The sequence below is a fragment of the Kingella kingae ATCC 23330 genome, assembly GCF_900111845.1.
Lineage (GTDB): Bacteria > Pseudomonadota > Gammaproteobacteria > Burkholderiales > Neisseriaceae > Kingella > Kingella kingae.
The window spans coordinates 64704-83062 of sequence record NZ_FOJK01000058.1 but is presented as its reverse complement, the minus strand read 5'-3'; the positions used below and the strand labels follow the sequence as shown (position 1 = coordinate 83062).

Sequence of the window (18359 nt, the reverse complement as noted above, 5' to 3'; positions counted from 1 at the left end):
TGCACATTAGTTTTACTTATTATTCAGCATCGCCTGATTGAGTTTCAAAAAACAAATGTTCCAGCGTAAACACATTGCCAGCCGCATCGCGCAATTCGCCAGCCACCGAGCCATGTTTGACCACCAACAAATGCAGGCTGCCTGCGCTGTTGATGACGATGCCTGCTTCCGCGCCAGCCGCGTCTTGCACTTCTGCGCCTGCATTTTGGCTGACTGCGTTTCGCGCCACTGCCAAACCACGCTTCACTTGTCCACGATATTGGGCGCGTGCGATGATTTCCTGTCCTGGGTAGCAGCCTTTGCGGAAATGCACACCGCCAATTTTATGTTGATTGAGCATTTGCGCCACACACGTTTCGCTGGTTACCGCGCTAATCCACGGATAGCCGCAGGCGATTTCATGCGCATTCCACACTTGTTCGATTGCCACATCGTGTGCAGGCAAAGACGCTTTGGGCGCAATGCGCAGGCTGCCTGCGTGTGGCAACTGGATTTCGCCTGCTTCGTTTGCGGCAAATTGCAACCGCGGTTCTTTCGGCAACACAGTTGGCGCATTGTCGGGCAAAGTCGCGGCAACACCCCAATCGGGCAACAGTTCTAGCTGCACTTTGGCGCGTAATACAAACATTTTTAAGCGTTTAACGACTTTTTCGGCGACATCGGCGGCTAAAATCAGCAAAATATCATCACCTGTGTTGAACGCAATCAAGTTGGCAATCACTCGACCTTTGGGCGTGTTATACGTTGCATAGCAAGCGTAATTTTTTTCCAAATGATTGATGTCGTTGGAGAATTGATTGTGCAAAAAATCGTGGCGGTCATCGCCCGATACTTTGATTATGGCAAAAAAGGGAAGTTGAGTGTGCATGGTCTATCCTTGCGTAAGATGAATATAGAATGGGCATTTTAGCATTTTCAAGCAGCCTGCAACAATCGCACGAAATACGATTTATAGATAATCTTGTAAACTCTGTTGCAATAACTCAATCAATTCTGCGTCCATGTAGTGATAGTTGTCGGGAATGTCTAACACGATAAGAGATTTGTATTGTAGAGCGCGTGGAAATGCAGCTTTTAGGCGCAATTTGTGTTTTTCTTCCATCACAAAAATGTGGTCTGCCCATGCAATATCGGTAGCGGAAACGGTGCGCCGCACGTTTGGGCTTGTGCCAGCAGAACGCGCGGTGTGATGTGGGTGTCGGCGGAAAAGCTGCTCGGCGGTTGGGCTGCGTTATTGGTTGCGGGAACATATGAAGAGTAGGTTCATGTGGGGGAATCGATTTCAGGCTGCCTGAAATCATACAACAAACATTTTCAGGCTGCCTGAAAACTCATTCCCCCAACAATCTAAAAATCCGCGAAACCGCATCAACTCTCTGCTCCACCGTCTCGCCGTCAATTTCCACGCGCAACTTATCCGCCCCAGCCATGCGCCAGCCCTTTTCGCGCTGCATCAAGCCGATAATATGCGCTGGCTCAACCGTCATATATTTGCCAAACGTCAAAGTCGCCGCCGCCGCATTCGCATCAACCGACACCACACCCAACGCTTTCGCCGCCAAACGCAGCCGATGACTGTCCACCAAAGTCTTCACAGGCGTTTCAGGCAGCCCGAACCTATCCACCAATTCTTCAAAAATTGCATTGATTTCATTCATATTTTCGCAAGCCGCTAAACGCTTATACAACACCAAACGCTCGTGAATATCAGGGCAATAACTTTCAGGCAGCAATGCAGGCGCGTGCAATTTAATCTCCGTACTCACGCCAAGCGGCGCGTCCAAATCAGGCACACGCCCTTTTTTCAAATCGCGCACCGCCTGTTTGAGCATCTCCGTGTACAACGTCAAACCAACTTGCATCATCTCGCCCGATTGCCCCTCGCCTAAGATTTCGCCCGCGCCACGAATTTCCAAATCCTGCATGGCAAGCGCAAAACCCGCGCCCAATTCGTCCGCCGCCGCAATCGCGTCCAAGCGTTTTTCCGCGTCTTTCGTGATAAATTCGGGCGTGAGCAAATACGCATACGCCTGATGATGACTGCGCCCCACGCGCCCACGCAGTTGGTGCAATTGCGCCAAGCCAAATTTATCGGCGCGATTGATGATAATCGTGTTCGCGTTCGGAATGTCAATCCCCGTTTCAATGATTGTGGAACACAGTAACACATTGAATTTTTGATTTAAAAAATCACGCATCACTTGTTCCAACTCACGTTCACGCAACTGACCATGCGCCACGCCAATTCGCGCTTCAGGCAGCAAGTTTTCCAATTTGTCGCGCATATTTTCAATTGTATCCACTTCATTATGCAGGAAAAAAACTTGTCCGCCGCGTTTCAATTCACGCAAAACGGCTTCCTGAATACTGCCCTCGCTAAACGGTTTCACAAATGTTTTGACGGCAAGGCGGCGGCTCGGTGCAGTCGTAATCAGCGAAAAATCACGCAAGCCCTCCAACGCCATACTCAACGTACGCGGAATCGGCGTGGCGGTCAAAGTTAGTAAATCCACATTGGCGCGAAGTCGTTTCAGTTGCTCTTTTTGGCGCACGCCGAAACGGTGTTCTTCGTCAATAATCACTAAACCCAAGTTTTTAAACACAATATCATCTTGCACCAATTTATGCGTGCCAATCACAATATCCACCGTGCCATTTGCCATGCCGTCAAGTGTCGCTTTCGTCTCTTTACTGCTGTTAAAACGCGACAACGCCGCCGTTTTCACAGGAAAATCGGCGAAACGGTCAGCAAAATTTTTCGCGTGTTGTTCAACCAGCAACGTGGTAGGCGCAAGCACCGCCACCTGTTTGCCGCCCATAACCGCCACAAACGCGGCGCGTAACGCCACTTCCGTTTTGCCGAAACCGACATCGCCGCAAATCAGCCTATCCATTGGTTTGGCTTGGGTCAAGTCTTTCATCACGGCTAAAATGGCGGCGGCTTGGTCTTCGGTTTCTTCGTAGCCAAATCCGTCCGCGAATGCTTGATAATCCAATTCATTGATTTCAAATTTAAAACCAGTTTGTGCGGCGCGTTGAGCGTATAAATTGAGCAATTCGGCGGCGGTGTCGCGTGCTTTTTCGGCGGCTTTGTGTTTGGCTTTGCTCCAAGCGTTTGTGCCGAGTTTGTGCAGCGCGATTTTTTCGCTGGCGTTGCCTGCGTAGCGGCTGATTAAATGTAATTGTGCAACAGGAACATAGAGTTGCGCTTCGTTGGCGTATTCCAGCAACATCATTTCATTTGCGCCATCGCCGAAATCCAACACGGTCAAGCCCATGTATCGCGCAATGCCGTGTTCTTGGTGGACGACTGGGTCGCCGATGTTGATTTCTGCCAAATCGCGTAACGTGGTGTCGGACACGCTGGCGTGTTTGCGGCGGCGCGTGCGTGGTTTGCTAACATATTGATATAAATCGTTTTCAGTAATAACTGCCATATTTTCAGGCAGCCTGAAACCTTGCGACAAAGGCGCGACACACGCCCCAAGTTGCAGGCTGCTTGTTGAAATAAATTCACGCCAATTTTCAACGTGTTGCAATTCCAAACCATGCTGCCTGAAAAACGCTGACATCGTTTCGCGCCGCCCCAAACTTTCCGCGCAAACTAAAATTTTGCCGTCAAATCCATTCACAAAATTCGCCAAATCGCGTAAAGGCTCGTCCGATTGACGATTAACCGCCACATTCGGCAAATCGTGAACGGCAGACGGCTGCGTCCAAATTTGCGGAAATTTTTTCAGGCAGCCTGCAAATTGGTCGGGCGATAAAAACAAATGCTGCGGTTCAAGCGGCGGATAATGCGAATCACCCTGCGCCATTTGGTAGCGCGATTTCACATCGCCCCAAAAACGGTTGGCGTAGGCGTGAACATCGTCCGTGCAAACCACAATCGCATCATCAATATAATCAAATAGTTGAACACAGCCATTTTCAAAAAAGAGCGGCAAATAATATTCCACGCCTGCGCCAAATTGTCCGTTGCCAACTGATTTGTAAACAATCGCGCTGGCAAAATCGCCGTCAATTTCTTCGCGGAAACGGCTGCGGAAAATCTTTTGTGTGTCGCTGTCGGTGGGAAATTCGTGCGCTGGCAATAGGCGGATTTCATCAATGGATTGGATTGTTCGTTGCGTTTCGGGGTCAAACGTTTTAATCGTATCAATCTCTTTATCAAATAAATCAATGCGATACGGAAACTCACTTCCCATCGGAAACAAATCCACAATCCCACCGCGCACCGCAAATTCGCCAGCCGCCACCACGTTGGAAACCGCGCTGTAACCTGCGTCCACGAGATTTTCGCGCAAAGTGTCAATATTCACATTCTGCCCAACTTTTAGCCAAAATGTGCGCCCCAAAATAAACGAAGTCGGCGCAACTTTTTGCATTGCCGTGGCGACTGGCAAAAATAGTGCGTTGATTTGTTTATTTTTTAATTGCCACAAAACCGACAAGCGTTCCGACACCAAATCTTGATGCGGCGAAAAATGCTCGTACGGCAGCGTTTCCCAATCGGGGAGAAATGACCCGTTGTCGTGTGGGCGGAAAAATTGCCATGCTTCGTGTAGGCGTTGAGCGGATTCGCTGTCTTTGGTTAAGACGATGACTAATTGATTTTTCGGTAAATTTTGTGTGAGAAGATACGGCAAGCTGCCTGAAGACAAATCTGTCCAAAAAGTTTTTTGCGTGGGTTTGGGAATGAGGAAATTCATTTTTCAAGCTGCCTGAATGATTTTAAAAGGCGGTATTTTAGCAAAAAAAGCAGCCTGCACTTTTGTGTTTATTCAAAATGCAGGCTACTTGGTGTTATGCAGCATTGTCTTTCTTTTGTTGTCGTGCCAGTTTGCGTTGGCGGCGGCGTTCTAGCAGGGCGTTTTTGCGGTCGATGAGTTTTTGGCGTTTTTTCCACCAAAACTGTATGATTAATATCGCGCCAATGCCTAGCACCACAAATAAGCCGTGCTGGAAGCGGTGGACTTGTTGCATTAGCCAATCTTTGTTTTCCGCGCCATAGTTGCCCAAATAAATCCAAATGGGTACAGAAATCAACGCGGCGACTCCGTCCATGATAAGCCATTGCCAAAACGAGATTTTGCCTGTCATGCCTGCGGTCAGGAAAATGGGGCTGCGTAGTCCAGGTAAAAATCGAGCAACAAATAAAACACGGTTGCCATAGCGGTCGAATTTTTGTTGTACTTGGGCGTAGCGTTTGGGTGGCATCAGCTTGGCGACGGGTTTGAAGCGCAAAATGCGTTCGCCATAATATCGTCCCAGCAAAAAGATGATGCCGTCGCCTACCAATACGCCCGCCATGCCCACGGCAAACATGATGTGTACGTTGGCATAGCCCAAGCCAGAAATCACGCCACCTGCAACCAGCGTAACGTCTTCGGGAATGGGAATGCCAAAGCCACACAGCACCAGCACCAAAAACACGGCTGCGTAGCCAAATTGAACGAAAAAGGTTTCTAAAAGAGCAAGCATAAGCGATTTTCTATACGAAATTGAATGATTGCAGGCTGCTTTGTTGCAATAAGCAGCCTGCACAAAGCAGCGATTATGCCATTAAACCGCGGCAATGGCATCGGCAATGCGTTTTGCGCCTTGTTCTGCCAGTGGTGCGGAATCGGCTTCTACCATGACACGGACAACGGGTTCTGTCCCCGATGCGCGAAGTACGACACGACCGCGTTCGCCTAATTCGGCTTCTACTTCTGCCAAAGCAGCCTGCGACGCGCTTTCCCAGTCTTGGTCTTTTGGAATGCGGACGTTAATCATGGTTTGCGGATAAGGCTGCCAATCAATTGCGCTGGCTAAATCTTGTTCCAATACTTTGAGTGCTGCCAACACTTGCAAGGCAGAAATCGTGCCGTCGCCCGTGTTGTGTTTGTCCATGCACAAAATATGCCCCGATGCTTCACCACCAATCAACCAATCGCGCTGTTTGAGTTGTTCTAACACATAGCGGTCGCCTACTTTGGCGCGGGCAAATTCAATGCCGCGTGCGTTTAAGGCTTTTTCCATTGCCAGATTGCTCATCACCGTGCCAACCACGCCACCAAACGGCAAACCTTGTTGCGCTCGGGCTTTAGCGATAACGTAAATCAGTTTGTCGCCGTCATACACCACGCCATTTTTGTCCACCATCATTAAGCGGTCGCCGTCGCCGTCTAGCGCGATACCATAATTCGCATCATGTTGTAACACAGCAGCCTGCAAAGTTTTGGGATAGGTCGCGCCAATTTTGTCGTTGATGTTGTAGCCATTAGGCTCTGCACCAATGCTAATCACTTCTGCACCCAGTTCGTGAAACACTTTGGGCGCGGTGTGGTAGCCAGCACCGTTTGCCATGTCCACCACCAAACGCAAACCGCGCAAATTCATGGTATTGGGGAACGTGGATTTGCAAAATTCAATATAGCGGTCATCTGCGCCACTGATTCGGCGTGCGCGTCCCAGTTCGATAGAGGGCAAAGTGTGCATTTCTTTGTCCAACTCGGCTTCAATCGCCAATTCCATTTCATCGCTCAATTTAACGCCACCCTCGGCAAAAAATTTGATGCCGTTGTCGGAAAACTCGTTGTGTGAAGCGGAAATCATCACGCCACCGTCCAAACGCAGGGCGCGAGTTAGATAGGCAATGCCTGGTGTAGGCAATGGTCCAGTTTGTACCACGTTTACGCCAGCCGCCGTAAAACCAGCTACCAACGCCGTTTCCAACATATAGCCCGAAATGCGCGTGTCTTTGCCGATGATAACGGTTGGGCGATGTTCTTGTTCTTTGCGAACCAAAGCGCGTCCAAAAGCGCAACCCAGTTTCATGACAAAATCGGGGGTAATCGGAAATTGTCCCACTTCGCCGCGAATGCCGTCTGTGCCAAAATATTTTCTTGCCATTTTATTGCGCTCCCTTTTGCGTTTTGTTAACGTTTTTGTTGATTGAATAAGGTGTTTGTTATTAAAGTTGAATAAAAGTGCAGGCTGCTTTTCGATGCAAACAAAGCAGCCTGCACTTTATTTATGGATACCAAATTAAGCGGTCAAAATTTCATAAACCATTGGACGCTCGGCTGGTGCAGTTTCGCCAATTTCCAACGCATTCAAATAGGCTTGCGCTGCCGCATTCCAATCGTTTTCATTTTTCGCGTGAATCGTAACCAGCGGCGTTTGGCTATCTACTTTTGCGCCAATCGGCAATACATTGTCAAAACCAACGCTGTGGTCAATCGTGTCGCTTGCCACACGACGACCGCCGCCCAAGTTAATCACCGCCACACCAATATCGCGCGTATTCATACCACAAATGACACCTTCTTTTGGCGCAAACAATGGTTTCACAACAGGCGCAGTCGGCAAGATTTGCTCAAATTTATCGCAAATATCGGCTGCACCGCCTTGCGCCACCACCATGCGGTTGAAATATTCCGCCGCTTTACCATTATCCAAAACCGCTTGCAATTTTGCGCGAGCTTCATCGCGGTTCACCGCTAATTTGCCATTAACCAGCAATTCTGCCGATAACGCCATTGTTGCTTCATGCAAACGCGGATTGCGGTAATCGCCGCGCAAATAGCGAATGGCTTCGCGCACTTCTACCGCGTTGCCTGCGCTGCTTGCCAACACTTCGTTCATGTCGGTTAGCATGGCTGTGGTTGGGCAGCCTGCGGCGGTTGCCACTTGCGCGATAGATTGCGCCAAAGCGCGTGATAATTCGTAAGTTGGCATAAACGCGCCATTACCCACTTTCACGTCCATGACCAAGCTGTCCAAGCCTTCCGCCAATTTTTTAGACAAAATAGACGCGGTAATCAAATCAATGCTTTCTACCGTTGCGGTTACATCGCGTGTGGCGTAGATTTTGCGGTCGGCTGGGGCTAAATTGCCTGTTTGTCCCACAATCACGCAGCCAATTTCTTTGACCATTTTTTGCATTTTGTCGGGCGTTGGGAAAATATCAAAGCCAGCGATACTTTCCAATTTATCCAACGTGCCGCCTGTGTGTCCCAAACCGCGACCTGCAATCATCGGCACATAGCCGCCGCACGCCGCCAACATGGGCGCAAGCATCAACGACACCACATCGCCCACGCCGCCTGTTGAGTGTTTGTCCAGCAATGGCGCGTCCAAATCCATGTGCTGCCATTTCAACGTGTCGCCACTGTCGCGCATTGCCAAAGTCAAAGCGGCGCGTTCGTCAATCGTCATTTTGTTGAAAAAGACTGCCATGCAAAATGCGGCAATTTGTCCTTCGCTTACGCTGCCATCGGTTACGCCTTTGATGTAGAAGTTGATTTCTTCTGGGGTAACAATTTGGTTATCGCGTTTTTTGCGGATAATTTCTTGCATTAAAAAAGCCATTTTCTTTCTCCTATATTCTGACTGTTCAGTAGAATTCCATTGTAACAAAATTTATCGCGCAAAGAGTGCGGGCTGCTTGAAAAAATACCGAATATTTAATCCATGACAACTAACGTGTTATCTTCTTCTAGCGAGCATTCAATTTCTTGTTCACTGTCTAAATCGGGCGCAACGGCAAAATCGCAAAATACTTGCTCGCTGTCTTCCACCCAAAAAGCAGCGTAGGCAATGTATGCCGTGTCTGGATTGGTTTGGGTTGCCTGCGTGATGTCGCTTTGGTGTTCGTTTAACCAAGCCAGTTTTGCCGATACCGTTTGCAGCGCATCGGCAAGATTGTGGCAATCGCACCTATTGTCGGCAAATTCAATCACAACCGTAGCGTTGTCGTTGTTCCACAGCGCACATTCGCCTTCTATTAGCTCGTCTGTATCGCATTCCAAATAATGAATTTGCGGAATATGTTGTTTGACCAAATCGTGTAAATCTTTTTGTTTCATATTATGTTGTCCAATAAATGACATAGTTTGCAAGGCAAATCAGCAACACCGTTAAAGCCGCGCCAATTTTGGCGACCGTGCCGATAATAAATCCGACAAACGTGCCAATACCGACTTTGCCTGCCAATAAAATATCGCGCCGCGCCACAAATTCGCCAATTGCCGCGCCCAAAAGTGGCCCGATGATGATGCCGACAATGCCCAGCACCAAGCCAGATAGTCCGCCAATGAATGCGCCCCACAAAGCGGTTTGACTCGCGCCTGTATATTTCGCGCCTAACACGCCTGCGACAAAATCCATTGCCATGCCCAACGCGCACAACACGGCAATCAACCACAGCACGGTGGAGCTAATCACTTCGTATTGTTGAGCAAACGCCAGCAGCCACGCGCCTGCCAGCATAAATGGCAAACTGGGCAAAACTGGGTAGATTGTGCCTGCTGCGCCCGCTAACAAAAGGGCAATCGCCAAGATAATCCAGATAGGGGTCATCGCTTGTCCTTTTAAATGTGCAGGCTGCTTTTGATGCACGAGCATGGCGTATCGTCGCCATACCCACTCTTATAGTGAAGTGAAATCGCAATGGTACGGTGTTGATAACGCTCTTATGTGCTATTTGCACACGGCGAGCGTTATCGCCTTGTCCCATTTTTATTTCACTTCACTATAAAAAGCAGCCTGCACGTTCTATTTGTTGTTTATCAACCAGCCTTGCCGTCCAAACGCGGTTGCGTCAGCCAAGGCAAGTAGCGGTAAAAATACAGCAGCAGCGACACGGCAAACAACACCGCTGACAAACGAATGCTGTGTGTGTATGCCGTTGGATTGACATACAACATAATCGCCGCCAAAGCACGCACGCCAGCCGCTGCCACCATCAACCAAAACGCAGTATTCATTGGCGCAGGCGCAGGGTAGAGCGGACGCGCGGTGTGTCCAAGTGCGGTGCGTACCATCATGCTCACGGTTAGCAAGCCAATGCCGCCCACCGCCAACAGGTGTACCCCCAAACTTTGCAGTTGTGGCGCAGCAGCGGCAATCGCCAGCACCACCAGTCCCAAAGACGAAAAAGCGTAGCCTGCGTGCAATGTCCACAACAAGGGTTCACGCAAAATCGCGCGATTGAACCAACGGTAGCTTTGGGTGCAGCCAATGCAGCCTGCAATCAAAATAAACCAAGAACCTAGCGCAACGGCGGTTTGCGTCATCATCAATGCGGTGGCGAGCATCGGCAACACCAGCGCGGCAAGCATCGCCCACATTGGCGTTTGCACTTGCACGGTGTTCAGGCGACGCGCGGTAAAAAACGGAATAATGCGGTTGCCAATCAAGCCGATGAAGCCTGCAATCATCACGATGCCTGCTATCAAGCCATTACGCAGTGCATCGGTTTGACCCAAGTAGGCGTAGTAATGAAAAATTAAATGGCTTAATCCCAACAACACCAAGGCGACTACGGCGATGTAGTTGCGCGAATTGCGGCTCACCCATACCGAATGACCCATGCCGTATGCGCCCAACCAAAAGAATGCTGTGCCCAATAAACCTGTTGGCACGCCCCACGGCAAAAAGGCGGTGATGCGAGCGGCAAGCCATAGCCCGACAATCCACATCAACAATTTGCCACGCACGGGCGGTTGTTGTGTCCACGTTGCGCCAGCGGTCAGCAAAAAGGCGATGACCACTGCGCCTGCGTAGCCCCACACCATTTCGTGTGCGTGCCACAAAAACGAAGGTAGGGCGCGTGTGCCCGTGTAGCCAAAGCCCCACAATAAAACGGATAGTGCGCCATACAATGCACTCAATAAATAGAGTGGACGAAATGCCATTGCCCAAACGGGGTGTTGGCTGGATAGGAGTTTGTTCATGGTTTGAGTTCCTTTTGTTTTATTTAAGATGACTATTTTAACGCATCAAAGCAGCCTGCACTTTGTTTTAACAATCAATGCAGGCTGCTTTGTTTATTTATTCCACATTCAACACAGTAAAAAACGCATCGCCTGAACGGTTAATCAACAAAGGAATTTGATTACCTGCTTGGCGCACGGCAGCATCAAATTCTTCTTGGCTGCGTACCGCTTGTTCACCCACGCGCACAATCACATCGCCACGACGCAAACCCAGTTTGGCAGCGATGCCTTGTACACGCGAAATCACAAGTTCAGGCTCGTCGCTATTGTTGGTGCGAACGCTAATTGTCAAACCAGCCGCAGGGAAAGTAAATGCCGTTACGCGGTCGCTGCGATAACTTTCTTCTGGTTCAATTTGGGCGGATTGCTGTTCGCTTTGGCTAACCAATTTCGCCGTAATTTCCAGCGTTTCGCCTTTGCGACAAATGCCCAATTTCACTTCGTCGCCAGGACGAATTGTGCTAATCGTCATCGGCAAATCGCTGGACGAACGCACCGCTTCGCCGTTTACGCTGCGGATAATATCGCCCACTTCCAAGCCTGCTTTTTCCGCAGGGCTATTGGGCGACACTTTGGCAACCAACGCACCTGCTGGCTTGTCCAAACCAAACGATTTTGCCAAGTCGTAGCTCAATTCTTGGATTACTACGCCCAGTTGTCCGCGTTCTACCTTGCCTGTTGATTTAAGCTGCTCGACAACATTCATCGCCACATCAATCGGAATAGCAAACGAAATGCCCATAAAGCCACCGCTGCGGCTATAAATTTGCGAGTTGATGCCCACCACTTGTCCTTTTAAATTGAACAATGGCCCGCCCGAGTTACCTGGGTTAATCGCTACATCGGTTTGAATAAACGGCATATAGTTTTCGTTGGGCAAGGTGCGATTTTTTGCCGACACAATGCCTGCGGTTACGCTGTTGTCAAAACCAAATGGTGCGCCAATCGCTGCCACCCATTCGCCCGATTTCAATTCGCTGGGGCTGCCGATTTTGGCAACAGGCAAATCGCTGGCTGCAATTTTGAGCAGCGCGATGTCGGATTTTTCGTCCGAGCCGATGAGTTTGGCTGGGTATTCGCGTTTGTCGTTGAGTGCGACTTTGATTTCGGTCATGCCTTTAATCACATGCGCGTTGGTAATAACGTAGCCGTCTGCGCTAATAATCACGCCCGAGCCGAAGTTGCCATTGTTGTTGCTGGATTCGTCATCTGGGTTGTTGAAGCGTTTGAAAAATTCTGAAAACGGGTCACTTTCTGCCGACAATTCGGATTCTTTGGCATCGTTTACCGCTTGAATATTGACTACCGAACTGCCTTCTCGCGCCACCAGTTGTGTGAAATCGGGCAACAGCATACCGACTGTGCCGTCTGGTTTCGGGGCTTGGGTTTCGCGGACAAATTCTTGTGATGCGGCGGCTTGTGAATTCACCGATTTGCGTGCGCTATCGTTATTTTTTTGACACGCCGACAAAGCCAAAACTACCGACAAAGTCAGCAAAGTAGAAAAGCGAAAAGTATGCATGATGTGTTCCTAGTGATAAAAAGCAAAATAGGTTGTAAACATACAGGCTGCATAGGCAAAATTCAAGTCATTTTGTGGAAAAAAGCAGCCTGCACGTTGTGATAAATGAGTGCAGGCTGCTTTGATTATGTGTTGATGGCATTTACACTTTTATCAACCGTAGCCATTTGCGTGTTTGTGCCAGCCACCGCCATTTTGTCTGTGGCATTGATTTTGGCGATTTTATTGGGCGCGTTGATTAACGGTTGCATTGCAGGTTTGTACACCATCAACCCCACTTTATACCGCACCGAATTCCGCAGCACAGGCGTGAGCATGGCGATTGGCGTGGGCAGATTGGGCTCGATTATTTCGCCTTGGTTGGTCGGCACATTGTTGGACGAAGGCTGGCAAAAAAATCAACTGTATTTTGGCGCAGCGATTGTTTTGCTGTTTGCCGTAGTGGGTATTTCGTTGCTTAAACCGCAGAATAGCGACAATCAGGTATAAATATAATCACAATAAAGTGCAGGCTGCTTTTTGACGGTGTTTTCCGATGAAAAGCAGCCTGCACATTTGGGATAATGACTTAAAAACGACTTTTTGTTTCTAAATCTTTATTTTTATTAGAACTGGCTTACACGTCACATTTATTTTTAGGCAGCCTGAAACAATCAACAAAACACTTTCTTAATCTGCTGCACCAAATCCTGCGTATGTTCACGCATATCCTGCAAATTTTCTCCTGCCAGCGTAACACCAACAAATTCATCAATCGCATACGATTTCAAATAAATATTGGCTTGAGCGGAATTGAGTTTACTCAACAAAATCTGCACCCGATAAAATTCGCGTGTATCCGCATGAACCAATGGCGCAACAAACGACAAATAATGCGCCTGATAATCCGCCAACGCTTCATTGAAATGGCGAATAACCGAAGTTGTTTCCGCGTTCATTTGCTGTGTTTTATTTTTAATCAGCGTGGCTTCAATCAACCAATAAATATCATTGGAAAACAATTCAATATCGCCTTTTCGCGCAGGGGCGTGAGAAATTGGCAAGCCATTGTGGTCAGCGACAAAATTCGGTTGAATACAAAATTGATTTTGATATTTCAACACCAGCAGCAAACTTAATAAAAATTCCAACAACAAAGGTTCAGCAACATAATGCAAACTAGGCAAAGTACTTTTACTTCTATTTTTACCTTGTGCCAAGCGGTTGAGTTCTTGGATAATTTGCGTTTCTGTCAAATTTAATTCCATATTTTCAAGCAGCTTTTGTGCTTTTTGATTAAATTCCGTAACCCGATTAGGTGTATCGGCTGCGATTTTCAATAATTCATCGGTTAATTGTTCCAATTTTTGAAAATGCAACTGCGGATTTTCTTTCTCTTCTTCGCTCAACTCTATTTTGACATTTAGCAAATTATCTATCATTTGGCGGTTATCTTGATTCAATTCAATCATCGTTACGCCTTGATAAGTAACCGACACAAAACCCGTCAAAATCAACACGCGCAACACCACATCAGGATAATCGTGCGTAATCGTTTGCTCTTTCAAAGTTGAACCAAATTTATCGTGCACAAATTCCGCCACATTATCCAAAGTCAGCGAATGTTTATCAATTAATTGACAAAATGCTGCCACATCGCCATTACGACTAAACAGCGACATAATAAATTGCGGATACGATAAATGAGATTTCTCTTTCAATACATTGATAATAAAACGGAAAAAGTTGAAATCATTTTTTACATTGCGATAAGGCGAACGGCGATTGTATTTCATCGCTTGCACCGCAAACGCCACGTGCTCGCTGATTTCATCAGCAACCAATTTATTGGCAATCGCAGAAAATTGAAACGGCTGCCCATATTGCGCCAACACAAAACCCAATTCAGACAGCGTTCGCATATACGTCCAAAAACGCGCTGCGTAACCTTTCGGAAAACCACCATCGCTGTTTCGGCTTGCGTTGGCTCGTTTCACTTGGTCTTTAATGCTGTCAATCGTGCTGTTTTCATCAATCGGCACTTTATTACTTTTTACAATTCCCTGTAAATACAATGAACTAACAATATTCAACAAAACATCATCATTCAACACTTGATTTTTAAACGGCGCAACCGCTTGCAAAATGCTTTTGTAGCGTTCGGGATTGCGAATGGCGGTTTCAAATGCCATTTGTTTGTATTCGGCTTCGCGTTTGGCGCGTGGCGTTTTTTGTGTAGATTTAGTCATAATTGCACACCAAAATTTCAGTAAATTCTTTGTTGCTGTTGTCGTGATAGCTGATGTAATTGCTGTTAATGCGGTGCGTGTGGTATTGCTGCGCCCATGTTTCAAACAGCGTATTCACGCGCCCTTTGTAATGCGTTACGTTGGAAATTGCAAAACGAATATTCTGACGGTTCAAATCATCAAGCAAATTCAACAAACGTCGTTCATCATCTAATTGCCATAACTTATTGTATTCACTGAATGTAATCAAATAAGGAGGGTCTAAATAAATAAAATCGCGTGAATTAGGCTGCACCGTTTCAATAAATTGCTCGTAATCTTGATTGTGCCACGCAATCTGATTTTTCAGGCTGTCTGAAAACAGAAAATAATTCTGCAAGGCTTGCACCACGTTTTTATTCCAATCCACATTTCCCACAGGCAAATTGTAATTGCCCGACTGATTAAACCGTATCATGCGATTAAATCCGTAAATCAGCAAAACATAAAACCGCAACAAATCCGTTTGGTCACGATTGAAATCATCGCGCAATTTTTCAAACGCAATTTTGTTGTAACGCGCAATATAGGTTTTTTTGTGCAGCCGTTTCAATTCATCGGGAATATCGTTTTTCAAATAAGTACACGATAAACCATATTGTTGAATTAAATCAAAGGCTTCTTGAAAAAAAGCTTCGCTGTTTTCGCTTTGCTGACACAAAAATTGATGCAGTTGAATAACCCAAGAATTGATGTCATTCAAGCAATACGATTGCGCCTGAACATTCAAAAAAACCGAACCGCCCCCAACAAACGGCTCAATCCAACGCTGAATATTTTGCGGAAATTTTGGGGCGATTTCATTTAATAATTTGTATTTGTCGCCCACATAAAATAAGGGCGAGCGTTTAAATTGACTCATTTAATCAGTAACTTTGGTAATAAATAGCAATTCTTGATGATTGTTAAATTCCGTTTTGCCTGTATTGAATGCGCGATGTTCTTGGGTAAATGTTTGCGTTTGACCACGACAATTAAGCGTATCCGCGATTTGTTGCAATTCAATTTTATTGCGTGAAGAATTGCTTTTGGAAAAATAAGTATTGTTATACGAAACAACAATATATTTTGCCTGAATATGGGCAACCAAATCGGCAAACACGGTTGGCGCGTTGCTGCGACAATAATCGCTCATGTTTTCGGGAGGGGGTTTCATCGCCACACCCGACAACGTGGGCTTGTCCCATTTAACCAATGTTTCGTAAACATGATAAAAACGGCTGTATTGGCGCGAATTGTATGGGGGGTCTAAATACACCACATCGGCGGATTGTTGGCGCACGAGTTGATTAGCATCTTGCTGAAAAATTTCAAATTTTTCCTGAATTGACCAATTAACCAAATCAAATGGCAACGGCTTGGGTGCAATCTCTTTTTTGATGTACGCATCAAAATGTCCGACTGTATTGGCAATTTTGTCCGCGCTGTAAATCAGCGAAGCCAGTAAAATGCTGTGTTCTTTTGACGTTAAATTCAGGCTGCCCAAATATTCACGCGCAAAACCAATTTGTTTGGCAACAGGTTCGCTGAAAAATTTACCGCCAAAATTATCCGAAAAATAATTATTTGGTAAATCATTGGGTTGCCATGATTGAATGGTTTTCGCGATGTGTTGAATTTTGGCTTCATCAACATCGCCCACGCCCCAAAACGCCTGATAAATCACGCGATTGGCGTGTAACACATCATTCACTAACACGCGCTGAAAATGACTAGACAGCGCATTGGCTACGCTGCCTGTTCCTGCGAATACATCAAAAAATGTGCCGTTGCTGTGCGTGTGCAATAAAATCAGTTGCTTAATCCATTGCGTGAGCTTGGTTTTATTGCCGATGTAGCGGCGGTTTTCTAGCAAATACGGCATTATAAATTAGCCCCACTCTGCTTCGCTTCCAAAATCTCCCATCTTTCCAATTTTTCCAGCAAAAGCATCTCAATCTCTTCCGCCCGACTTTGCAGGCTGCCTGCTTTTTCATAATCCTTGAAAATTTCAGGGTCAGATAATTGCGCGTTCAAATCCGCCTGCTCCGCTTCCAAAGCCGCGATTTCATCAGGCAGCGCGTCCAATTCTCGCTGCTCTTTGTACGACAATTTAACCGTGCGATTGGCTTTCGGTTTCTCTTTTGCAGGTTCTTCGGGCGTAGCGGTTTTCGGCGCGTTGGCTGCCTGAAACTTCTCTTCGCGTGATTTCGCGTCCAAATAATCTTGATAACCGCCAATATATTCTTTCAGGCTGCCATTACCTTCAAAAACAATACTTTGCGTAATCACATTATCCAAAAACATACGGTCATGCGACACCAAAAACACCGTGCCAGCATAATCGCGCAACAATTCTTCCAACAATTCCTGCGTGTCAATATCCAAATCATTGGTCGGCTCATCCAACACCAAAATATTGGCAGGGCGCGTAAATAATTTCGCTAATAACAAACGGTTACGCTCTCCGCCCGACAACGAAGAAACAGGCGATTGCGCTCGCGCTGGGTGAAACAGGAAATCTTCCAAATACGACATCACGTGTTTTTTCTTGCCGTCGACTTCCACGAAATCATTGCCTTGCCCCAACGTGTAAAAAACCGTGTCGTTTTCGTTCAACTGGCTGCGGAATTGGTCAAAATACGCTACTTCCTGCTTGCTGCCCAAACGGATTTTGCCGTAAGTCGGTTGCAATTCACCCAAAATCAGCTTTAAAAACGTGGTCTTACCAATACCATTCGCGCCAATCAAACCGATTTTGTCGCCGCGCTGAATAATCGTGGAAAATTTATCCATAATCACGTGGTCGCCATAGGCAAAACTCGCGTGTTCCAATTCCGCAATGATTTTGCCGCTTTTTTCGCCAGTATCCAGTTTGAAATTGACTTGCCCCTGCTGTTCGCGGCGAGTGGCGCGTTGGCGGCGCAACTCTTCCAAACGGCGCACACGCCCCTCGTTGCGCGTTCTTCGCGCCTCAATGCCTTTGCGAATCCACACTTCTTCCTGCGCGTGAAATTTGTCAAACAGGCGATTGTGTTCCGCCTCAACCGCCAATTCCTGCGCCTTTTTCTCGCTGTATTTGCTGAAACTGCCCTCGTACGAACGCAACACGCCCCTATCCAATTCCACAATCCGATTGGCGATGTTGTCCAAAAAACGGCGGTCGTGCGTAATCACCACCATGCTGCCTGAAAACGCTTGCAACAAATTTTCCAGCCAAATAATCGCGTTAATATCCAAATGGTTAGTCGGTTCGTCCAGCAACAAAATATCGGGTTTTTGCACCCACGCTTGAGCCAACGCAACCCGTTTTTTCTGACCACCCGACAAGTTGCCAATCAATTCATTTTCAGGCAGCCCCAATTCGCTAATCGTTTGGCGGATTGCCGCGTCAAACTGCCAGCCGTCTTGCGATTCAATTTCATTTTGTAACTCATTGAGTTGGCGAATTAAATCATCAGAATGCTGCGTTTCTAGCGCGTGGCTAACCTGATGATAACGGCGCAACACATCGCGCAAATCGCCCAAACCTTGCGACACGACATCAAACACGCTCGCTTGGTCGTCAAACACGCTTTCTTGCGGCACATAGACAATTTTCATGCCGTTTTGCACGATGATTTGACCGTCATCTAATTTCTGCACACCAGCCAAAATTTTCAAAAACGAAGATTTCCCTGCGCCGTTTCGCCCGATTAAGCCGATTTTTTCGCCTTGATTGAGTTGGAAACTGGTTTTGTCTAAAAGCGGAACGTGTCCGACTGCGAATGATGCGTTTTCTACGGCAAGAATGGTCATGTTGTGTTACTCGTGGATAATTCAAAA

The 18359-nt window shown here is 47.1% G+C and carries 15 protein-coding genes; 1 reads left to right on the top strand and 14 read right to left on the bottom strand.

What is annotated here, in order from left to right; translation table 11 throughout:
- Positions 1-19 precede the first annotated feature (19 nt).
- The 10 genes from ygfZ to BQ5809_RS08455 form a co-directional block, all read right to left on the bottom strand.
- Entirely contained in the window at positions 20-868 is an 849-nt protein-coding gene (gene ygfZ / locus BQ5809_RS08500; RefSeq protein WP_003786065.1) for a CAF17-like 4Fe-4S cluster assembly/insertion protein YgfZ, read from the bottom strand.
- A gap of 81 nt (positions 869-949) precedes the next feature.
- Positions 950-1156, bottom strand: a complete 207-nt coding sequence (locus BQ5809_RS11160) for a hypothetical protein (protein ID WP_003786066.1) — start codon at positions 1154-1156, stop codon at positions 950-952.
- 175 nt (positions 1157-1331) lie between these two features.
- A complete protein-coding gene (gene mfd, locus BQ5809_RS08490; protein ID WP_003786069.1) occupies positions 1332-4712 on the bottom strand; it encodes a transcription-repair coupling factor in 3381 nt (1126 codons plus the stop codon).
- Between the two features lie 94 nt (positions 4713-4806).
- Positions 4807-5484 (bottom strand): DedA family protein, encoded by a 678-nt coding sequence (locus BQ5809_RS08485; protein ID WP_003786071.1) that lies wholly within the window; start codon positions 5482-5484, stop codon positions 4807-4809.
- Between the two features lie 81 nt (positions 5485-5565).
- On the bottom strand, positions 5566-6897 hold the full coding sequence (gene glmM, locus BQ5809_RS08480) for a phosphoglucosamine mutase (RefSeq protein WP_003786074.1): 1332 nt from the start codon (positions 6895-6897) through the stop codon (positions 5566-5568).
- A 135-nt stretch (positions 6898-7032) separates the two neighbouring features.
- The gene (gene deoA / locus BQ5809_RS08475) at positions 7033-8358 is read right to left on the bottom strand and encodes a thymidine phosphorylase (protein WP_003786076.1); all 1326 of its coding nucleotides are present in this window, start codon (positions 8356-8358) and stop codon (positions 7033-7035) included.
- Between the two features lie 95 nt (positions 8359-8453).
- Positions 8454-8855 (bottom strand): hypothetical protein, encoded by a 402-nt coding sequence (locus BQ5809_RS08470; protein WP_032827639.1) that lies wholly within the window; start codon positions 8853-8855, stop codon positions 8454-8456.
- Position 8856: 1 nt separating this feature from the next.
- Positions 8857-9393 carry a DUF456 domain-containing protein gene (locus BQ5809_RS08465; RefSeq protein ID WP_003786081.1) on the bottom strand — a complete coding sequence of 179 codons (537 nt, stop codon included), beginning with the start codon at positions 9391-9393 and terminating at the stop codon, positions 8857-8859.
- A gap of 164 nt (positions 9394-9557) precedes the next feature.
- Positions 9558-10724 carry an NnrS family protein gene (locus BQ5809_RS08460; RefSeq protein ID WP_003786083.1) on the bottom strand — a complete coding sequence of 389 codons (1167 nt, stop codon included), beginning with the start codon at positions 10722-10724 and terminating at the stop codon, positions 9558-9560.
- A gap of 97 nt (positions 10725-10821) precedes the next feature.
- Entirely contained in the window at positions 10822-12288 is a 1467-nt protein-coding gene (locus BQ5809_RS08455; protein ID WP_003786085.1) for a DegQ family serine endoprotease, read from the bottom strand.
- Between the two features lie 105 nt (positions 12289-12393).
- On the opposite strand from BQ5809_RS08455, the gene BQ5809_RS08450 reads away from it, so the two are divergent.
- Entirely contained in the window at positions 12394-12777 is a 384-nt protein-coding gene (locus BQ5809_RS08450; RefSeq protein ID WP_003786086.1) for an MFS transporter, read from the top strand.
- A gap of 164 nt (positions 12778-12941) precedes the next feature.
- On the opposite strand, the gene BQ5809_RS08445 is transcribed toward BQ5809_RS08450, so the two are convergent.
- From BQ5809_RS08445 to BQ5809_RS08430, 4 genes are read right to left on the bottom strand one after another with little or no spacing between them, the layout of a single operon-like run.
- Positions 12942-14516, bottom strand: coding sequence for an AlwI family type II restriction endonuclease (locus BQ5809_RS08445; protein ID WP_003786087.1), 1575 nt, complete (start codon positions 14514-14516; stop codon positions 12942-12944).
- Complete coding sequence (locus BQ5809_RS08440; RefSeq protein WP_003786088.1) at positions 14509-15417, bottom strand: DNA adenine methylase; 909 nt, start codon at positions 15415-15417, stop codon at positions 14509-14511. The genes BQ5809_RS08445 and BQ5809_RS08440 overlap by 8 nt, the downstream gene beginning before the upstream one ends.
- Complete coding sequence (locus tag BQ5809_RS08435) at positions 15418-16419, bottom strand: DNA adenine methylase (RefSeq protein ID WP_003786089.1); 1002 nt, start codon at positions 16417-16419, stop codon at positions 15418-15420.
- Positions 16419-18332 (bottom strand): ATP-binding cassette domain-containing protein, encoded by a 1914-nt coding sequence (locus BQ5809_RS08430; protein WP_003786090.1) that lies wholly within the window; start codon positions 18330-18332, stop codon positions 16419-16421. The genes BQ5809_RS08435 and BQ5809_RS08430 overlap by 1 nt, the downstream gene beginning before the upstream one ends.
- Positions 18333-18359: the final 27 nt, after the last annotated feature.